Source organism: Sodalis sp. RH22 (assembly GCF_047324165.1).
GTDB lineage: Bacteria > Pseudomonadota > Gammaproteobacteria > Enterobacterales > Enterobacteriaceae > Acerihabitans.
Genome location: NZ_CP178731.1, coordinates 3,708,072 through 3,726,738, shown reverse-complemented (window position 1 = coordinate 3,726,738; position 18,667 = coordinate 3,708,072). Strand labels below are relative to the sequence as shown.

Annotated in this window: 18 protein-coding genes; 5 read left to right on the top strand and 13 right to left on the bottom strand. The window is 57.7% G+C overall.

Annotated features, from left to right (window positions below; all coding sequences use genetic code 11):
* Positions 1 to 12 precede the first annotated feature (12 nt).
* From rbsB to rbsR, 3 genes are all read left to right on the top strand, one after another.
* Entirely contained in the window at positions 13 to 900 is an 888-nt protein-coding gene (gene rbsB / locus ACL2XN_RS16905; protein WP_410012715.1) for a ribose ABC transporter substrate-binding protein RbsB, read from the top strand.
* A gap of 77 nt (positions 901 to 977) precedes the next feature.
* The gene (rbsK, locus tag ACL2XN_RS16900) at positions 978 to 1,898 is read left to right on the top strand and encodes a ribokinase (RefSeq protein ID WP_413721807.1); all 921 of its coding nucleotides are present in this window, start codon (positions 978 to 980) and stop codon (positions 1,896 to 1,898) included.
* Positions 1,899 to 1,906: 8 nt separating this feature from the next.
* Positions 1,907 to 2,908 (top strand): ribose operon transcriptional repressor RbsR, encoded by a 1,002-nt coding sequence (rbsR, locus tag ACL2XN_RS16895; protein ID WP_413721808.1) that lies wholly within the window; start codon positions 1,907 to 1,909, stop codon positions 2,906 to 2,908.
* A gap of 132 nt (positions 2,909 to 3,040) precedes the next feature.
* On the opposite strand, the gene tpiA is transcribed toward rbsR, so the two are convergent.
* The 6 genes from tpiA to ACL2XN_RS16865 all read right to left on the bottom strand — a co-directional run bounded on the left by tpiA (position 3,041) and on the right by ACL2XN_RS16865 (position 9,107).
* Positions 3,041 to 3,808, bottom strand: a complete 768-nt coding sequence (tpiA, locus tag ACL2XN_RS16890; protein ID WP_410012712.1) for a triose-phosphate isomerase — start codon at positions 3,806 to 3,808, stop codon at positions 3,041 to 3,043.
* A 125-nt stretch (positions 3,809 to 3,933) separates the two neighbouring features.
* Positions 3,934 to 4,464 (bottom strand): DUF1454 family protein, encoded by a 531-nt coding sequence (locus ACL2XN_RS16885; protein ID WP_413730984.1) that lies wholly within the window; start codon positions 4,462 to 4,464, stop codon positions 3,934 to 3,936.
* 109 nt (positions 4,465 to 4,573) lie between these two features.
* Positions 4,574 to 5,320, bottom strand: coding sequence for a ferredoxin--NADP(+) reductase (gene fpr, locus ACL2XN_RS16880; RefSeq protein WP_413729113.1), 747 nt, complete (start codon positions 5,318 to 5,320; stop codon positions 4,574 to 4,576).
* 240 nt (positions 5,321 to 5,560) lie between these two features.
* Complete coding sequence (gene glpX / locus ACL2XN_RS16875) at positions 5,561 to 6,571, bottom strand: class II fructose-bisphosphatase (RefSeq protein ID WP_410012709.1); 1,011 nt, start codon at positions 6,569 to 6,571, stop codon at positions 5,561 to 5,563.
* Between the two features lie 124 nt (positions 6,572 to 6,695).
* On the bottom strand, positions 6,696 to 8,210 hold the full coding sequence (gene glpK, locus ACL2XN_RS16870) for a glycerol kinase GlpK (protein ID WP_410012708.1): 1,515 nt from the start codon (positions 8,208 to 8,210) through the stop codon (positions 6,696 to 6,698).
* A 39-nt stretch (positions 8,211 to 8,249) separates the two neighbouring features.
* Positions 8,250 to 9,107, bottom strand: a complete 858-nt coding sequence (locus ACL2XN_RS16865) for an MIP/aquaporin family protein (RefSeq protein ID WP_410012707.1) — start codon at positions 9,105 to 9,107, stop codon at positions 8,250 to 8,252.
* Between the two features lie 504 nt (positions 9,108 to 9,611).
* On the opposite strand from ACL2XN_RS16865, the gene zapB reads away from it, so the two are divergent.
* On the top strand, positions 9,612 to 9,851 hold the full coding sequence (zapB, locus tag ACL2XN_RS16860; protein ID WP_410012706.1) for a cell division protein ZapB: 240 nt from the start codon (positions 9,612 to 9,614) through the stop codon (positions 9,849 to 9,851).
* 61 nt (positions 9,852 to 9,912) lie between these two features.
* On the opposite strand, the gene rraA is transcribed toward zapB, so the two are convergent.
* The 7 genes from rraA to priA form a co-directional block, all read right to left on the bottom strand.
* Entirely contained in the window at positions 9,913 to 10,398 is a 486-nt protein-coding gene (rraA, locus tag ACL2XN_RS16855; protein WP_162367566.1) for a ribonuclease E activity regulator RraA, read from the bottom strand.
* 100 nt (positions 10,399 to 10,498) lie between these two features.
* Complete coding sequence (locus tag ACL2XN_RS16850) at positions 10,499 to 11,416, bottom strand: 1,4-dihydroxy-2-naphthoate polyprenyltransferase (protein WP_410012705.1); 918 nt, start codon at positions 11,414 to 11,416, stop codon at positions 10,499 to 10,501.
* A gap of 92 nt (positions 11,417 to 11,508) precedes the next feature.
* Positions 11,509 to 12,840, bottom strand: a complete 1,332-nt coding sequence (gene hslU, locus ACL2XN_RS16845) for an HslU--HslV peptidase ATPase subunit (protein ID WP_413727403.1) — start codon at positions 12,838 to 12,840, stop codon at positions 11,509 to 11,511.
* Entirely contained in the window at positions 12,833 to 13,381 is a 549-nt protein-coding gene (gene hslV, locus ACL2XN_RS16840; RefSeq protein ID WP_410012703.1) for an ATP-dependent protease subunit HslV, read from the bottom strand. Before hslV ends, hslU begins: the two co-directional genes overlap by 8 nt.
* A gap of 88 nt (positions 13,382 to 13,469) precedes the next feature.
* Positions 13,470 to 14,606 (bottom strand): cell division protein FtsN, encoded by a 1,137-nt coding sequence (gene ftsN / locus ACL2XN_RS16835; RefSeq protein ID WP_413729112.1) that lies wholly within the window; start codon positions 14,604 to 14,606, stop codon positions 13,470 to 13,472.
* Between the two features lie 79 nt (positions 14,607 to 14,685).
* Positions 14,686 to 15,729: a DNA-binding transcriptional regulator CytR gene (gene cytR, locus ACL2XN_RS16830; protein ID WP_413729111.1), complete on the bottom strand. Its 1,044-nt coding sequence runs from the start codon at positions 15,727 to 15,729 to the stop codon at positions 14,686 to 14,688.
* Positions 15,730 to 15,981: 252 nt separating this feature from the next.
* Complete coding sequence (gene priA / locus ACL2XN_RS16825; protein WP_410012700.1) at positions 15,982 to 18,177, bottom strand: primosomal protein N'; 2,196 nt, start codon at positions 18,175 to 18,177, stop codon at positions 15,982 to 15,984.
* Between the two features lie 202 nt (positions 18,178 to 18,379).
* Here priA and rpmE point away from each other — a divergent pair, with 202 nt between their 5' ends.
* Positions 18,380 to 18,595 (top strand): 50S ribosomal protein L31, encoded by a 216-nt coding sequence (gene rpmE, locus ACL2XN_RS16820; RefSeq protein WP_162367573.1) that lies wholly within the window; start codon positions 18,380 to 18,382, stop codon positions 18,593 to 18,595.
* Positions 18,596 to 18,667 lie beyond the last annotated feature (72 nt).

The window sequence follows — 18,667 nt, the reverse complement described above, 5'->3', positions numbered from 1 at the left end:
GGAATGATAAAGATGAAAATGAAAAAATTAGCTTTTTTGATGTCCGCCGTGGCGTTAAGCGCCACTCTCAGCGCCAATGCCCTGGCGAAAGACAGCATCGCGCTGGTGGTGTCCACGCTGAATAATCCGTTCTTCGTTTCCATGAAAGACGGCGCCCAGCAGGAAGCGGATAAATTGGGTTATCAGCTGGTGGTGCTCGATTCGCAAAACAACCCGGCCAAGGAACTGGCCAATGTGCAGGATCTGACGGTGCGCGGCGTTAAGCTTTTGCTTATCAACCCAAGCGATTCCGACGCGGTGGGCAACGCGGTCATTATTGCCAACCAGGCCAAGATCCCGGTGATCACCCTCGATCGTAAGGCCAGCAAAGGGGCCGTCGTCAGCCATATCGCCTCCGACAACCGGGTCGGCGGCAAAATGGCCGGTGATTTTATCGGTGAAAAACTGGGCCAGAACGCCAAGGTTATCCAGCTGGAAGGTATCGCCGGCACGTCTGTTGCGCGTGAGCGCGGCGAAGGGTTTAAACAATCGGCCGATCAGTATAAATTTACTATGCTGGCCAGCCAGCCCGCCGATTTCGATCGCACCAAAGGGCTTAACGTGATGCAGAACCTGCTGACCGCGCATCCGGCGGTGCAGGCGGTATTCGCGCAGAACGACGAAATGGCCCTGGGCGCCATGCGCGCCCTGCAAACCGTGAATAAAACCGATGTGCTGGTGGTGGGTTTTGACGGCACCGCCGACGGCATCAAAGCGGTGCAAAGCGGTAAACTTGCCGCCACCGTGGCGCAGCAGCCCGACCAGATCGGTATAATCGGCGTGGAAACTGCAGACAAGGTTCTGAAAGGCGAAAAAGTGGATGCGGTGATCCCGGTTGCCCTGAAGCTGGTCACCAAATAAGCCCGTAAAACCTCGACAGCAGCGCCTTGTGTTATCGCCGCGCGCCGGCGATAACGCTTCTAACCAGGATACAGGCTATGGCAATAAAAAAGCTGGTGGTTCTCGGCAGCATTAACGCGGATCATATACTTAATCTACAACAATTTCCCCGTCCCGGTGAAACGGTAATTGGCGGCAGCTATCAGGTGGCGTTCGGCGGCAAAGGCGCTAATCAGGCGGTGGCCGCCGGCCGCAGCGGCGCCGATATCGCCTTTATCGCCTGCGTGGGCGAGGATGCCATCGGCGCGCAGATTCGCCGGCAGCTGCAGGCGGACAACATTGATATTCTGCCCGTGGAACCCAGCCCTGGCGCCAGCACCGGCGTCGCGCTGATTTTTGTCAACGCGGAGGGTGAAAATGTCATCGGCATCCATCCCGGCGCTAACGCCGCGGTAACGCCGGCCTACCTGGCCCGCTATGAGCAGTTGGTCATTCATGCCGCGGCATTACTGATGCAGTTGGAATCCCCCCTTGATACCGTGATCGCCGCCGCCCGCCTGGCGCGCGATCACCAGACCCAGGTGATATTAAACCCGGCCCCGGCGCGTCAGCTGCCGGACGAATTGCTGGCCTTGGTAGACATTATTACGCCCAATGAAACCGAGGCGGAGCAACTGACCGGCGTCGCCGTCACCGATGACGCCAGCGCCGCCCGCGCCGCGCGGATTTTGCATGATAAGGGCATCGCTACGGTTATCATTACCCTTGGCCGCCGCGGTGTGTGGCTGAGCGAACGTGGCAATGGCAAGCGGGTTCCCGGATTCAAGGTCAAGGCGGTGGATACCATCGCGGCGGGCGATACGTTTAACGGCGCGCTGATGACCGCGCTGCTGGAAGACCAGGACCTGGATAACGCCGTCAGGTTCGCCCATGCCGCCGCCGCGTTGGCGGTAACCCGTCCGGGGGCGCAGCCGTCAATTCCCTGGCGTGATGAAATCGACGCTTTTCTGCAGGGTTAGGAGCTTATTTGGCCACCATGAAGGATGTTGCCCGTCTGGCGGGCGTTTCCACGTCCACCGTATCGCACGTGATCAATAACAACCGGTTTGTCAGCGATCGGGTGCGCGCTAAAGTGATGGCGGTGGTGGAACAGCTCAACTACGCGCCGTCGGCCCTGGCCCGCAGTTTAAAGATCAACCAGACGCGCACTATCGGCATGCTGATTACCTCCAGTAATAACCCGTTTTACGCGGAGGTGGTGCACGGCGTCGAACGCAGTTGCTACGAGCGGGGCTACAGCCTGATCCTGTGTAATACCGAAGAGGATGCCGATCGCATGAGCCGTAGTATGGAGACGCTGCTGCAAAAACGCGTCGACGGGCTGCTTATCATGTGTACCGAAAATAACCGGCCTTCCCGTCTGGCGCTGCGCCGCTACCCCTCGCTGCCGATTGTCATGATGGATTGGACGCCGTTTGAGGACGCGCTGGATATTATCCAGGATAACTCGTTATTGGGCGGGTGCCTGGCTACCGACTATCTGATTGCGCGCGGCTACAGCAAAATCGCCTGTATATCCGGCCCGCAGGATAAAACCACCGCCCGCCATCGCCTGCAGGGGTATCGCCTCGCCATGGCGCGCGCCGGGCTGGCGGTGCCGGCCGGTTATGAGGTTTTCAGCGATTTCGAATTTGGCGGCGGCGTAAGCGCGATGCAACAACTGCTGTCCCTCAGCGAGCCGCCCCATGCGGTATTTACCGGCAATGATGCGGTTGCGGTGGGCGTCTACCAGGCGCTGTACCAGGCCGGGCTGTCGGTGCCGGGAGATATGGCGGTCATCGGTTATGATGATATCGAGCTGGCAAAATACCTTACCCCGCCGCTGACCACGATCAACCAGCCGAAAGACTCGCTTGGCCAATTGGCGATCGACACCCTGCTTTACCGGTTAGAACATCCCGATACCGAACCCCAGGTGCTGGTGCTGACCCCCGAGCTGGTGGAGCGGGCGTCGGTCGGCCGTCGCTGAGTTGTGCCGTGGGTTTAATCATGGCAAAAAAAAACCGCAAACACGGGGGATGAGACCCGGTTTACGGTTCAGGGCGACGATAACGAGGGGGCGGGACGGTTAACGCGCCGTGAACCCGCCCGTGGCGTTATCTCAGGCCTGTTTGGCCTGCGCCGCCGCTTTGACGATCACCGCAAAGGCGTCGGCTTTCAGCGAGGCGCCGCCTACCAGCGCGCCGTCGATATCCGGCTGGGTAAACAGTTCCGCCGCGTTGCCGGCATTCACCGAGCCGCCGTACTGAATAATAACCTGTTCAGCCACCGCGGCGTCGTGTTTGGCGATATGGCCGCGGATAAATTTATGAACCGCCTGCGCCTGCGCCGGGGTGGCCGATTTGCCGGTACCGATGGCCCAGATAGGTTCGTAGGCGATAACCGCGTTGTCAAAGGCCTTGGCGCCCATGGCGTTTAATACCGCGTCCAACTGGCGGGCACAGACCGCTTCGGTCTCACCGGCTTCGTTTTCGGCTTCGCTTTCGCCGATACACAATACCGGGATCAGGCCCGCTTCTTTCAGAACTGCGAATTTCTCGGCGATAAGTTCGTCGCTTTCTTTATGATAGGTGCGGCGTTCGGAGTGGCCGATGATGATATATTTGGCGCCAATATCCTTTAGCATCTCGGCGGACACTTCACCGGTAAACGCGCCGGAGAGATTGGTATCGACGTTTTGGGCGCCCAGCGCCAGTTGGCTGCCGGCAAGCTGGCGCTTAGCCTGCTCCAGATAGACGACCGGCGGCGCAATAGCCACGCCACAGCCGGTCACGCCGTTTAATTCCGTGCGCAGCGCGGCGATCAGATCGTTAACCAAACGCTTGCTGCCGTTCAGCTTCCAGTTACCCATCACTAACGGATATCGCATTTTAAAATCTCCAATAGGGAACGCGAAATAAAAAAATTGACTGTCCCGGGGACAGCATTACCTGTCCCCAGTATAGAGAGAAAGCGCCGCGGTGGCTTTGTTTTTTGTCATGAAACCGCGGCCGCTCAGGGTTCGGATAAGGCGAGCTTAACCGGCTCTATGGCAAAAGTGAGACCTTTATCACCATTATCGGCCACCACATAACGCAAGGCTCCCCAGGACTGCTGGAAAAAGCGCGAGCCTTTCCCTTTGGCCAGCAGGTCGGCCACCCGGGCGTTACTTTGCGCCGCCGTCAATGCCGGCTCGAACTCCCGCAGCAGCGCGGCCATATAACTCACGGCCACGGCGCGCGCCGCTTTTTCGCTGCCGCCTTCCACCGCCAGATAGGTCAGTTGCAAGGTCTTGATCTTGCCGCTGCCCTTTTCCAGGGCGGTGGACGCGTACAGGGTGCCGTTGATTTTACTGGCGGCGCGCGTGAGATTCATGCCGTCGCCACGGCTGTCGATAGCCCGGAACTCGCCTATCTGCAGCGCGGGATTGTGCGCATTAAACTGCTCGCGGAATGTCACCACCGTCAGATCAAAGGTGGGGGCGCCGGCCAGCAAATAAGGCGCGGGGGCGGGCGTGTCGGCGGGGTTTTCCGCCGCCGCGCCCATCGCCGCCGGGAACAGCAATGCCAGCAACAGGGCCGGGATAACGAAGCGGATTTTGCTGTTCACAGTGCGTAGATTCCCAGTGATCTTAACCAGTAAATTCGCATGGCGCTTACCAGTAGTGCTCGCTGGTAATATGGCCCGGCTTGCGCCGCAGATGTTTACGCATTTCGCGGGTATCTTTTAATATCTGCTGGGTGTCCCTGACCATTTGCGGATTACCGCATAACATCACATGGCCGGTTTGGGCATTTAACGGCAGCCCAACCGCGGCTTCCAGGGACCCGTCGGCTATCAGGGCGGGAACGCGGCCGGTCAGCGAGCCGGGAACCTCCTCGCGGCTGACCACCGCCTGCACATGCAGCTTGCCGTTAAAACGCTGCTGCAGTTCCAGCATCAGGGGCAGGTAGCTGAGGTCACGGGCAAAACGCGCGGCGTGTACCAGCACGATATCCTTAAAGCGCTCCAGTCCCTCCCCCTGCTGCAGGATGGACAGAAAAGGCCCCAGCGCCGTGCCGGTCGCCAGCATCCATAGCGTTTCACATTCCGGGATTTCATCAAGGACAAAAAAGCCGGCGGCCTCTTTGGTGATCATTAACGAATCCCCAGGCTGCAAGGCGTGGAGCGGCGGGCTAAGCTTACCCTCCGGCACCGTCACCAGGTAGAATTCCAGGTTATCGCTGTGCGGCGCGTTGACGTAGGAATACGCGCGCTGGACACGCTCGCCGTTGATCTCCAGGCCGAGTTTGGCAAACTGTCCGGCGGTAAAAGGATCGACGGGAGCGTTAACGGTTAAGCTAAACAGGCTCTCCGTCCAGTGTTCCACATGTATGATTTTCCCGGTCACCCATTCTGCCATAACTCACTTTCCCCTTGGTCTTTCCGGCCGGTACCCGGACCGGCTAACGATTCTCCACTCTGTCACAGCGGCTGGTGATGATAGCGGATCCGGTAAGCGCCGGCATGGTTGCCTGCGCTACCTTTTTTGTTACGCCGCGAACGCGTCATTATCGGCTAATTCAGCCTTGGCATCCAGCGGGACGACTGTAATTGTTAACAATACGTTTTGCAATTGATGCCATGGCGCGAAATCCGCGGGTTAAAGAATAAAGGGGTGCAGGGCGGCATCCTTGCGATCAAGGTAATGGGTTGAGGCGATACGCCTGATGGTGCGGCTGTTGCCGCGGATCAACAAGGTTTCAGTGGTGGCCAGGTTGCCTTTGCGGGTGATGCCGTTTAACAGATCCCCTTTGGTAATGCCGGTGGCGGAAAAGACCACGTTGTCATTGCGCGCCATATCGTTAAGCGTCAGCACGGTATTGGCGCTGATGCCCATGGCGGCGCAGCGCGCCAGCTCATCGTCGCCTATCAGGCGGTTGGCCGCGGTGTCGCCTTTGACCTGATGGCGGGGCAACAGCCGGCCCTGCATATCGCCATCCATCGCGCGGATGGCCGCCGCCGAGATAACCCCTTCAGGCGCGCCGCCGATACCGTACATCACGTCCACTTCGCTATCCGGCATGCAGGTAAGCAGGGAGGCGGCCACATCGCCGTCGGGAATGGTAAATACGCGCACGCCAAGCCGCTGCAAAGCGGCAATACAGTCGTCATGACGGGGTTTGGCCAGAATGGCCACGGTCAGCTGCGAAAGCGGCTTATTCAGCGTATGGGCAATATTACGCAGGTTTTCGTCCAGGGGCAGGCTAAGGTTAATGGCGCCTTTGGCATCCGGGCCGACCACCAGCTTTTCCATATACATATCAGGCGCATGCAGAAAAGCGCCTTTTTCACCCACCGCCAATACCGCCAGCGCATTTGCCTGGCCCATGGCCGTCATACGGGTGCCTTCGATAGGGTCCACCGCGATATCCACCGCGTCTCCCTGGCCGGTGCCGACGGCTTCGCCGATGAAAAGCATCGGCGCTTCGTCAATTTCGCCTTCGCCAATCACAATCCGGCCGTCGATCTGCACCTGGTTGAGCATAATGCGCATGGCCTGAACCGCCGCATTGTCGGCCGCGTTCTTATCGCCGCGGCCCAGCCAGCTATAGCCCGCCAGCGCGGCGGCTTCGGTCACCCGGGAGAATTCGATGGCTAATTCACGTTTCATGCTTAAACCTTGCGTATCCACTTAAGAGAAGTTTATCGCAAAGTTTATCACACCTGGCGCGCATTCCGGGCGCGGGGACCGCGGCGCAATGCGGCCAGGGTAAAAAAACGTGCCGGCCTGGGTATTATTCGTCCGAGCGTTCTTCCCATGAGCGGGCGCGCTCAACCGCTTTTTGCCAGCCGCTATAGCGAACGTTGCGTTCCACCGTTTCAATGCTTGGGCGGAATTCTCGCTCGATAATCGCCTTGCTCCTGACCTCCTCCAAATCGCTCCAGAAGCCTACCGCCAGGCCGGCCAGATACGCCGCGCCCAGTGCGGTCACTTCCCGTACTTCGGGACGCTCGACGCGGGTGCCGAGGATATCGGACTGGAACTGCATCAGGAAATTATTGGCCACGGCGCCGCCGTCAACCCGCAGGGACTGCAGGCGGGCGCCGGAATCGGCCTGCATGGCGTCAAGAAGATCGCGGGTCTGGAAGGCGATGGATTCCAACGTGGCGCGAATAATATGATTCGCATTAACGCCGCGGGTCAAACCGAATATCGCGCCGCGCGCATAGGGATCCCAATACGGCGCGCCCAGGCCGGTGAACGCCGGCACCACGTACACCCCGTTGGTATCCTTCACCTTGCTGGCGAAATACTCCGAATCGGTGGCGTCGCTTATCAGTTTCATTTCGTCGCGCAGCCACTGGATGGCGGCGCCGGCAACAAACACCGCGCCCTCCAGGGCGTAATTGACTTCCCCACGCGGTCCGCAGGCGATGGTGGTCAGCAGGCCGTGTTTCGATTGCACCGCCTTGGTGCCGGTATTCATCAGCAGGAAGCAGCCGGTGCCGTAGGTATTCTTGGCCATACCCGGCTGGACGCACAGTTGTCCGAACAGCGCGGCTTGCTGATCGCCGGCAATACCGGCGATGGGAATACGGGTCCCGCCTTTACCGCCGATATTGGTCTGGCCGTACACTTCGGACGAGGGACGGACCTCGGGCAGCATGGAGCGGGGAATATCCAGGATTTCCAGCAGCTTGTCGTCCCATTGCAGGTTATGGATGTCATACAGCATGGTACGGGAGGCGTTGGTATAGTCGGTAACGTGCACGCGACCCTGGGTCATGCGCCAGATAAGCCACGTATCTATGGTGCCGAACAGCAGTTCGCCGCGTTTGGCGCGTTCCCGGGCGCCCTCGACATTATCCAGGATCCATTTCACCTTGGTGCCCGAGAAATAGGGATCGATAACCAGCCCGGTGGTTTTGCGTACGTACTCCTCATGGCCGTCGCGTTTAAGCTTCTCACACATATCCGAAGTACGGCGGCACTGCCAGACGATGGCGTTGTAAACAGGCTTGCCGGATTCCTTATCCCAGACCACCGCCGTTTCACGCTGGTTGGTAATGCCGATGCCCGCGATCTGGTCGGAGCGGATGTCGGCTTTAGCCAGCACTTCCACCAGTGTCGAGCTTTGCGATGCCCAAATTTCCATCGGGTCGTGCTCTACCCAGCCTGGTTTGGGATAAATCTGGGTGAATTCGCGCTGCGAAACGCTGACGATATTGGCGTCATGATCCATGACAATGGCGCGTGAGCTGGTCGTTCCCTGATCGAGAGCCACAATATATTTTTTATCTGATGACATAATAGATTCCTGCAAAAGTTAACATTGGCACAGTAAGCATTACGCTTTGCGTTCGGATTTTGCTGTGTTTGCCGAGCGGGTCTCTTCCAAACCATCCTCGATAATATTAGAAGGAAGGTAAGGGCTGATCAGCGAGCGATAGATAAAGGCGCCAAGGCAGCCGCCGATGATCGGTGCAATCAGCGGCACCAGGAAGTAGGGAATTTCACGGCCGCCGGTAAAGGCTACCTTGCCCCAGCCCATCAGGTAGGCGAATACCTTGGGACCGAAATCACGGGCGGGGTTAAGGGCGAACCCGGTCAACGGCCCCATGGATGCGCCGATGACCGCGATAAGGATACCGATCAGCAGCGGCGCCAGCGGGCCGCGGGGAATGCCATTGCCGTCGTCGGTCAGGGCCAGGATCAGGCATAACAGAATGGCGGTAATCACCGTTTCCACTAAAAACGCCTGGATCACGGAAATATGCGGGTTAGGATAGGTTGAGAATACCCCGGCCAGCTGGAGGCTTTCCACGCTGCCGCGGACCATATGGTTTGCCTGCTCGAAGTCGATGAACAGGTTGTAGTAAAGACCGTAGACCACCGCTGCGCCGCAGAAGGCGCCGAGCATTTGCGCAACGATGTAGGGCACCACCTTGCGGCGCTCGAAATTGGCGAACAGCCATAGCGCGATGGACACCGCGGGGCTGAGATGCGCGCCGGAAACGGCGGCGGTAAGATAAACCGCCATGGCGACGCCAAAGCCCCAGATAATACTGATTTCCCATTGGCCGAAGCTGGCGCCGGCCAGCTTCAGTGCGGCAACGCAGCCGGCGCCGAAGAAAATCAGCAAGGCGGTGCCCAGAAATTCAGCGATACATTGGCCTTTCAGTGTTGGAGTTTTTTGTTGGCTCATAATCTTTTCCTGCTGGCGAAAAGTGGGGTAGCAGTGGTGGACATGTCTGCTTACCGAATCAAATCTTACCTAGTAAGGCATGTAGGTATGTTGTAAATTTATCGTTAACGAGCAGAAACGAGAAATATCGAAATCAAATTGTGTGCAGTACGTCATAAAAATGAGCGTATTCGCTTAATTTAGGCTGTTATGGGCAAAATTTCTGTGTGCTGGCTATCACCTTTTTTAACAAAATGTGTTAATTGCTAAAACGAGCATCTCATCGCCGGCAAAACTTTCCGCTGCACGTTGGGTTCATAGCGTACAATAACCGACTCATTCGGCCGTTTAGACGATTGCGGCTGGACACTGGGGGAGGCGCTACATAAAATCCCCTCTCCAGGCTGTACCCGGGGCAATGTGATACGCGCCTGTAGCGGTGCTGACGCCAAGACGATTTAAGGGCTACACGCCGGCGTGTAGCTCCCATTCATGATTACACCTTGTAGGCTTAAGGGGGCTGAAATGGCTTTTGAAGTATTTGAAAAATTAGAAGCGAAGGTACAGCAGGCGATAGATACCATCACGCTGTTGCAAATGGAAATTGAAGAATTGAAAGAGAAGAATAACAGTCTGGCTCAGGAAATTCAGCAAGCGTCCAGCAACCGCGAGTCGCTGGTTAACGAAAATGAGCAGTTGAAGCAGGAGCAGGGCGTGTGGCAAGAGCGTTTACGCGCATTGCTCAGTAAGATGGAGGAAGTGTAACGCCGGCTTGCGGGCAACAACAAGGGCGATGCCAGATCGCCCTTTTGCGCGTTGCCGCCAATTACTCAAGATCTAGCGCGTCTTCCGACAGGATAATACCGGTATTGTCGGCGTAAAGATGATCGCCGGAAAAGAAGGTTACCCCGCCAAAATTGACCCGGATATCGCTCTCGCCTATGCCTTCGCTCGCGGCGCCGGCAGGCGTGGCGGCCATGGCCTGGATGCCCAGGTCAAGCTCTTCAAGATCGTCCACCTGGCGCACCGCGCCGTAAACCACGATACCTTCCCACTCGTTTTGCACCGCAAGCGTGCCCAGCTCGGCATTAATCAGCGCGCGCCTGACCGACCCGCCGCCATCAACGACCAACACGCGGCCAAGGCCGTTTTCTTCAAGCACGTCATAAAGCAAACCATTATCCTCGAAACATTTCACGGTAACGATTTGCCCGCCAAACGATGTCCTCCCGCCGAAATTGCTGAAGAGAGGTTCGACAACATTCACGTCTTCATGATAAATGTCGCATAGTTCTGAAGTATCGTATTTCATAGGATTTACGTCGGTTTGCCGCTGGAGCGGAAAGTATATCGCGTTCTCGCGCCAGTTGCCAAAATCATCAATTGTTAACTTGATGCGCGTCAGAAAACGTTTAGCTAAACAGCAGCCCCACGGCAAACAGGATATTGATCAGCAGCGCGCATTTTACGGTTTTTTCCAGCATGGGACGGATGCCTGACGGGTCTGGCTCGTGCAGGACATAACGCGCCTGCATATACAGCGCCGGCACGGCCAGGGCGAACAGCCAGCCTACCAGGTTGCGCAACTCAAGCAGGGTGAAAACGGCCAGGCACAACACCGCGCACGCCAGCAGGCCCGCATGATAATAACGCGCCCGCAGCGGCCCGAGACGCACCGCGAGCGTGTTCTTCCCGGTCAGGCGATCGGTTTCGATATCCCGCAGATTATTGATATTCAACACGGCGGCCGCCAATAGCCCACAGGCGGTAGCCGGTAGCATCACGATGGTATGGAAGGCGCCGGTTTGCAGATAATAGCTGCCGCCGACGCTGAGCCAGCCGAAAAAAATCAGCACCGACAGATCGCCCAAGCCCATATAACCGTAGGGGCGCGTACCCATGGTATAAGTAATGGCGGCGATAATCGACAGTACGCCGAGGGCCAGGAAACCCAGGATATCGGCGGGTTTTTCGCAGGCCACGGCAATAAGCGTTGCGCCGGAAATCAGCGACAGGGCGATGGCGATAATCAACGCCAGTTTCATCTGCCCGCGGGAGATAACGCCCATCTGCATACCGCGCAGCGGCCCGATGCGGCCGTGATCGTCGCTGCCTTTCACTGAATCGCCATAATCGTTGGCCAGATTGGACAGGATTTGCAGCAGCGCGGCGGTAAGCAGCGCCAGCAGCGCGACGCCGGGTTTAAAATGGCCTTGCCAGCCGGCAATCGCCGAGCCGGTGACGATAGAGGCCAGCGCCAGCGGCAGCGTGCGCAGGCGCAGGCTGACCATCCAGGCTTTGGTCGGGCTGATGGTGACGGTTTCGCTCATAATTAACGAATCTTATGTGTAATACCCGGTTTTGGCAAAAAAAAACGGGAGGCCGGAGCCTCCCATTGCGGATGTCGTTTACCCCTTGGCGCTTACAGGATAAATCGGCTCAAATCTTCGTCAGATATTAGCTCATCCAGATGGCTACGAACATAATCTGCATCAATTGAAATTGTTTTACCATCCCATTCGCTGGCGTCATAGGAAATATCTTCCATCAGGCGCTCAAGCACGGTATGCAGGCGACGGGCGCCGATATTCTCGGTGCGTTCGTTGACCTGCCAGGCGGCCTCGGCGATGCGTCGGATGCCGTCGGCGGTAAATTCGATGCTGACGCCTTCGGTGGCCATCAGCGCTTTGTACTGAATCGTCAGGGAAGCGCTGGGTTCGGTCAGGATACGCTCGAAATCGTTGGTCGTCAGGGCTTCAAGCGCGACTCGGATCGGCAGCCGGCCTTGCAGCTCCGGAATCAAATCGGACGGGCTGGACACCTGGAACGCGCCGGAGGCGATAAACAGGATATGGTCGGTTTTTACCATGCCGTGTTTCGTCGAGACGGTACAGCCTTCCACCAACGGCAGTAAATCCCGTTGCACGCCCTCGCGGGAGACATCCGGGCCGGACGTTTCGCCGCGTTTGCAGATTTTATCAATTTCATCGATAAATACGATGCCGTGCTGTTCGACGGCTTCGATAGCCAGCTCTTTCAGCTCTTCCGGATTGACCAGCTTTGCCGCCTCTTCCTCGACCAGCAGCTTCAGCGCTTCCTTGATTTTAATCTTGCGTGGTTTTTGTTTTTGCCCGGCCAGGTTTTTGAACATCGATTGCAGCTGATTGGTCATCTCCTCCATTCCCGGCGGCGCCATAATCTCGACGCCCATCGGCGCGGCGGCCAGGTTTATCTCGATCTCTTTATCGTCCAGCTGGCCTTCGCGCAGCTTTTTACGGAAATTCTGACGCGCCGCCGACGGTTCGGCGGTCTCCTCCGGCTGGCCCCAATTATTTTTCGGCGGCGGGATCAGCACATCCAGCACGCGTTCTTCCGCTAACTCTTCAGCGCGCTGGCGGTTTTTATCCATGGATTGCAGGCGCACCATTTTTACCGCCGCGTCGGTGAGATCGCGGATGATTGAATCCACTTCTTTGCCGACGTAACCGACTTCGGTAAATTTAGTGGCTTCCACCTTGATAAACGGCGCGTTGGCCAGTTTTGCCAGACGGCGGGCGATTTCTGTTTTACCGACGCCGGTCGGGCCGATCATCAGGATATTTTTTGGCGTCACTTCATGACGCAATGCTTCGTCCAGCTGCATGCGGCGCCAGCGATTGCGCAGCGCGATGGCAACCGCGCGTTTTGCATTATGCTGTCCGATAATATAGTCGTCGAGTTCGCTGACGATTTCGCGTGGAGTCATCTCAGACATTTTCAGGCTCCTTCACTTTGGAGGTGATTTCTTTAATCGTGTGGAATTGATTGGTGTAAATGCAGATGTCTCCCGCGATCGTCAATGCTTTCTCCACGATATCCCGCGCGCCAAGCTCGGTGTTATCAAGCAAGGCGCGCGCGGCGGCCTGGGCATACGGCCCGCCGGAACCAATGGCGATCAGATCGTCTTCCGGCTGGATAACATCGCCATTGCCGGTAATGATAAGCGACGTCTGTTCATCCGCCACCGCCAGTATGGCCTCCAGCTTGCGTAACATGCGATCCGTACGCCAGTCCTTAGCCAACTCCACGGCCGCCTTGGTCAGATGGCCTTGATGCAGTTCCAGCTTACGCTCGAACAGTTCGAATAAGGTAAAGGCATCCGCGGTGCCGCCGGCAAAACCCGCTATCACTTGATCATGGTAAAGCGTACGGACTTTGCGCACATTCCCTTTCATCACGGTATTACCCAGGGTAGCCTGGCCGTCGCCGCCGATGGCCACACGGCCATTGCGGCGTACGCTTACGATTGTTGTCACGTGCAACCCTCCGGTAACTATAGATTCAAGCGTCTCATAATGAGTATGAGACATATTGAATTTATAGATGGGGTGGGATTAAGGGTTTTCAACCCCCACTGGCAATGGGAATGCAATTTGACACCCCGGACGCGCGTAAATTTTGCAGCGACTTATCGGCGCCGGCGCGGGTGGAATAGGGGCCCAACATGACGCGGTTCCAGCCGCCATTGCTGGTGATCCGGCTTTCAATGCCGCCGAAGGCGAGCTGGGCGCGGATAGACTCGGCCTGATCCATCGCTTTAAACGAACCACACTGGATCAGCCAGCGTTGGGCTTTTTCCGCCGGTTCTTTTTCCGCCTTCGCTTCGGCCTTGGGTTCGGCGCGGGCTTCCGTTTTCGTCTGGGGCGCCGGTTGTATGGCGGTCACCGGCGCCTGATGAGGCTGTTGCACCTGCTGTGCGGCCGGCGCCTGGCGCGGCGGCTGTTGCACCTGCTGTGCGGCCGGCGCCTGGCGCGGCGGCTGTTGCACCTGCTGTGCGGCCGGCGCCTGGCGCGGCGGCTGTTGCACCTGCTGTACGGCCGGCGCCTGGCGCGGCGGCTGTTGCACCTGCTGTACGGCCGGCGCCTGGCGCGGCGGCTGTTGCACCTGCTGTACGGCCGGCGCCTGGCGCGGCGGCTGTTGCTCAACCGGCGCGGAGAAAACCTGGCGCGGTTGTACCGGCGTGGCGGCAGGCGTTGGACGCGGCGCAGGCGTCGTCTGGAATGATTGCTGGTTCTGCTGGTTACGGGCGTGATTTGCCGCCGACGATTTCACCTGGTCGTTATAAGGCACTTCGTTGAGGTGGGTCGGCTGCTGGCGCATGTCCGCTTGCATCTGCTCAAGCAACTGGCGCTGCTCGTCGGTCAACTGGGCGGGTGTTTGCACCTCGCCGCCCGCGGTGGGCTCGGTAGGCGTTTGCACCCCTATCTGGCGATTTTCCAGCTCTTTAATATAACGCCAACGCTCTTCCGGTTTAGGCGGCAGGCCGTTGCTGGTATGGTTGCCGTGGCTCGGCAGAATGACTGCCTCCTCCGTCTTATTGTGGGCAATAAAGTAGAGACCGCCAATAAACGTAATCAATACGGCAACGGCCAATGCGATCATGGTCTTTGAGATGCCGGAAGAGGTGCGTTTTTTTCGACTGTTGGTTTTTTTGCGCCGCGTGTTTGTCCTTCCACGGCCTACATAGTCTCTTTGTGCCACTGTCGTTTCGCTAAGTTTGAGAAAGTAACCAGCCCGTCATGTTACTGAAGGCAATAATATTTGACCAGCGCCTGTAGTCCTAAAGCGCATTTCGTTTTATGCGGGGCATGGCGGTACTGCCCCGGACGATCAGTTTGCTATCCAATAGCAGGGAGGTATTCGCTACCGCCTGTTGCCTGAGCTGCTGCAAGAGTAACAATAACGCCTCTCGGCCAAGCTGGTAGCTCGGCTGGGCCACGGTAGTCAACGGTGGGTCGCAGAATTTCGCAAGCGTTATATCGTCGAAGCCGACCAGGGACAAATCCCCCGGCACGTCCAGCCCAATTTTCTTCGCCTGGGATAAAACGCCAAACGCTATGATATCACTGTGACAAAAGATAGCAGTAGGCGGATACGTTCGCGAAATTAATGCATTAAGTCCCGCCGCGCCTGCCTCGTAACTCACGTCGCCCTGGATGACAATATGATCTTCGGGCGGGATGCCATGACGTCGCAGCGCCTGAATATACCCCTGTACCCGATAATGACAAAGCGTCAGATGCTCCGGGCCGCTAATGCAGGCGATACGCTGGTGGCCAAGGCTGAACAGATAATCCACCGCCTCATAGGCCGCGGTAAGATTATCGATATGCACCGTGGGCAATGCAAGCTCCGGAACAAACTCATTGACCATCACCATCGGCGGCAGGTTTTGCTGCTCTGCGATATCAATGGCAAATGGCGGCTCGGACCCGAGCAGCAACATACCATCTATCTGCCTGGCAATGATCAAATCACTGAAGCTTTTTTTATGTGGGCGCTGGTGGGCGTAGTCGGCAATCAGGACCAGATAGCCGTTTTCATCGGCGGTTTCCTCAATGCCGCGCAGGATTTCAGAGAAAAAGGGATCGCAGATATCCGGCACCAGGGCCAGCAGGTTGCAGGTTTCATTTCGTTTTACCTGGCGGCCGAGAGGCTGCGGGGAATAGCCGACATCGCTTACGGCGAGCTGGACTTTTCTACGCGTGGTGACGGAGACTTTCTCCGGATTCATGAGCGCCCTGGAAACCGTGGCTGTCGACACGCCGGCTTTTTCCGCCACATCCTTCATGGTCGCCAGGCCGGCAAACTTTTTAGATTCCACATCTTTCTCCTGATGTCAGCGCAATAGGCACGTTTTATCGCGCATGTTCCATACGGTGTTCCGGTGCGACCCTCAACACCAGCGCCCGGAAAGATGCCGGCCGCGCGTGGCGGCACGGGACGATCCCAGTGTCCCCTGGCCCGTCTTTTCTATCAGATAGTGCGTTACTTGAGTGACTAAAAAGATCGTTCCGGTACAAACTTTGAATATTATCCGAATGTGATGCGCAAAATACTGATAACCCCGTCAGGATTAAATATCCACCGGATCCACATCCAGCGACCACTTTACCTTGCGCGCCTGGGTCATGGTGCCCACCAGCGGCAGGCTGGCGGCGACCAGTCGTTGCAATTGCGCGCGCGAAGGGTGCTGCAGCAGCAGTTGCCAGCGAAAACGTCCGCCGCGTTTGGGCTGTAGCGCCGGGATAGGTCCCATCAGCCACAGGGACTCATCGCGTAACGGGCTGGCATCCAGCAACTGGCGCAGGCGCTCCAGGAACTGCCTGGCCTGTTGGTTATCGTGGTCTTCCGCCCGAAACAGAATATGGCTGGTAAAGGGCGGCAACAGCACCGTCTGGCGTTCGGCCAGCGCCTGTAGCGCAAAAGCCATATACCCTTCATGCAGTAATACCTGCAATAACGGATGATCGGGATGATGCGTTTGCAAGAACACTTCGCCCGGTTTACCGGCGCGCCCCGCGCGTCCCGAAACCTGGGTATAGAGCTGCGCGAACCGCTCCGCCGAGCGGAAATCGGCCGAAAACAGCGCGCCGTCCACATCCAGCAGCGACACCAGCGTGACGTCCGGGAAATGGTGCCCTTTCGCCAGCATCTGGGTGCCGATTAAAATACGGGCGCCGCCTTTATGCACTTCGGCCAAATGGTGTTCCAACGCGCCTTTGCGCGACGTGGTGTCGCGATCGACACGGGTAATGGGGGTGGTGGGGAATAATGCCGTCAGCGTTTCTTCAAGCTGCTCGGTACCGAGGCCGACCGGCACCAACTGGGTTGAACCGCACTGCGGGCATTGATTGGGGATCGGTCGCTGGCTGTCGCAATGATGGCAACGCATCAGGCGCTGCTGCTGGTGAAGGGTATAATAATGATCGCAGCGCTGGCATTCGGCGATCCAGCCGCATTCGTGGCATAACAGCGCCGGGGCGAAGCCGCGCCGGTTTAGGAACAGCATCACCTGGTTGCCGGCATCAAGATGGGTACGCATTTTTTTCAACAGCGGCTGCGACATGCCGTTGGTCAGCGCCAGTCCCTTCAGATCCTGCAACTGCTGCGTGGCGGGCCTGGCGTTGCCCGCGCGTTTGCCAAGCGTCAGGTTGCGGTATTTTTTCAGTTGGACGTTATACAGCGTTTCCAGCGCGGGCGTCGCCGACCCCAGCACAATGGGAATGTTTTCTTCGCGCGCGCGGAATACCGCCAGGTCGCGGGCATGATAACGCCAGCCCTCGTGTTGTTTATAAGAGCTGTCATGCTCTTCGTCGATAACGATAATGCCCAGGCGGGCAAAGGGCGTAAACAGCGCCGATCGGGTGCCGATGACAATCGCCGTTTCGCCGCTGCGCGCGTTCAGCCAAACCGCCATGCGTTCACTGTCGTTTAAACCGGAATGCAGCACCTCCACCGGCGCGTGAAAGCGTTCACGAAAGCGGGCAATCGTCTGCGGGGTCAGGCCTATTTCCGGCACCAGGATCAGTGCCTGCTTGCCTTTGGCCAGGATATTTTCCAGCACCGTCAAATAGACTTCTGTCTTGCCCGAGCCGGTAACCCCGGCCAGCAGCCAGGCGGCGAACCGATCGTCTTCGCTGCGGATGGCGCCGACGGCGGTGGCCTGTTCGGTATTAAGCCGCAGTCGTTCCCCCTCGACCCGATAACTCTCGCGCCAGTCGCCGACGGCGGCGGGGCTGGAACGTAAATCACTCAACCCCTTGGCGCGCAGGGCCTGCAGCGCGCTGTCGGCCAGCATGAGTTCCCCAACCTGATGCCGGTAGACAGGGCCTTGCAACAGGGCGGCCAGCGCCTGCTGCTGTTTCGGCGCCCGTTTCAGGGTGTCAAGCGCCGTAGCGCGTCCCTGCTCGGTGGCGAACCATTGCCATAACGGCGCCGTTTCCGCCGCTTTGCCCTGGCGAATCAATACCGGCAACGCGTGGAACAGCACTTCCCCGACCGGGTAATGATAATAACCGATGGCCCAGTTCAGAATCCGCCACAGACTTTGCGGGAATAGGGAATGTTCATCAAGCACGTCGGTGATGCTTTTGAGTTTATCCAGCGGCAGTTCGCTTTCTTCGCTGATGCCGGTGACGATGCCGATGGCGTGGCGTTGTCCAAAGGGAACGCGGACGCGCCCACCCACCGCGGGGCGCAGATGGCCGGGCAAAAGATAATCGAACGTGCGTGCCAATGGCACCGGTAGCGCAACGTGAACAACAGGCATCGACTCATCCAGGGTGGAAAAATTGCGCTGATAGTGTACACTGTGTCGCCTTCAATGCACGGATGTGTTTGCAAAGCCCGGCGGCATTCTGTATGATTCGCCGCCTTTGGTGCCATCCGGCATTAGAGAAACTCAACTCCCTTCGCGTGGTGTCCGGCGGAAGAAGACTGGATAGCGACGCGGCCTTACGACGAGGTTTTCCATGAAAAAAGATATCCATCCGAAATACGTAGAAATTACTGCAACCTGTTCTTGCGGTAACGTTATCAAGACCCACTCCACCCTGGGCCACGATTTGACCCTGGACGTTTGCGGCGCCTGCCATCCGTTCTACACCGGTAAACAACGTGTTGTTGATACCGGCGGACGTGTTGATCGCTTCAACAAACGTTTCAGCGTTCCGGTCAGTAAAAAATAATTGCCTGACCGACAGCACAAAAATCACCCAGTGTGACTTTTGCTGTTTAACGAAGCCCCGGCCGCAAGGCTG

Excerpts from the sequence above, each read along its gene's own strand:
- rbsB (WP_410012715.1), top strand. The coding sequence starts at position 13 with ATGAAAATGAAAAAATTAGCTTTTTTGATGTCCGCCGTGGCGTTAAGC.
- rbsK (WP_413721807.1), top strand. The coding sequence starts at position 978 with ATGGCAATAAAAAAGCTGGTGGTTCTCGGCAGCATTAACGCGGATCAT.
- tpiA (WP_410012712.1), bottom strand. The coding sequence starts at position 3,808 with ATGCGATATCCGTTAGTGATGGGTAACTGGAAGCTGAACGGCAGCAAG.
- ACL2XN_RS16885 (WP_413730984.1), bottom strand. The coding sequence starts at position 4,464 with ATGGGCGCGGCGGCGGAAAACCCCGCCGACACGCCCGCCCCCGCGCCT.
- fpr (WP_413729113.1), bottom strand. The coding sequence starts at position 5,320 with ATGGCAGAATGGGTGACCGGGAAAATCATACATGTGGAACACTGGACG.
- glpX (WP_410012709.1), bottom strand. The coding sequence starts at position 6,571 with ATGAAACGTGAATTAGCCATCGAATTCTCCCGGGTGACCGAAGCCGCC.
- glpK (WP_410012708.1), bottom strand. The coding sequence starts at position 8,210 with ATGTCATCAGATAAAAAATATATTGTGGCTCTCGATCAGGGAACGACC.
- ACL2XN_RS16865 (WP_410012707.1), bottom strand. The coding sequence starts at position 9,107 with ATGAGCCAACAAAAAACTCCAACACTGAAAGGCCAATGTATCGCTGAA.
- zapB (WP_410012706.1), top strand. The coding sequence starts at position 9,612 with ATGGCTTTTGAAGTATTTGAAAAATTAGAAGCGAAGGTACAGCAGGCG.
- rraA (WP_162367566.1), bottom strand. The coding sequence starts at position 10,398 with ATGAAATACGATACTTCAGAACTATGCGACATTTATCATGAAGACGTG.
- ACL2XN_RS16850 (WP_410012705.1), bottom strand. The coding sequence starts at position 11,416 with ATGAGCGAAACCGTCACCATCAGCCCGACCAAAGCCTGGATGGTCAGC.
- hslU (WP_413727403.1), bottom strand. The coding sequence starts at position 12,840 with ATGTCTGAGATGACTCCACGCGAAATCGTCAGCGAACTCGACGACTAT.
- priA (WP_410012700.1), bottom strand. The coding sequence starts at position 18,177 with ATGCCTGTTGTTCACGTTGCGCTACCGGTGCCATTGGCACGCACGTTC.
- rpmE (WP_162367573.1), top strand. The coding sequence starts at position 18,380 with ATGAAAAAAGATATCCATCCGAAATACGTAGAAATTACTGCAACCTGT.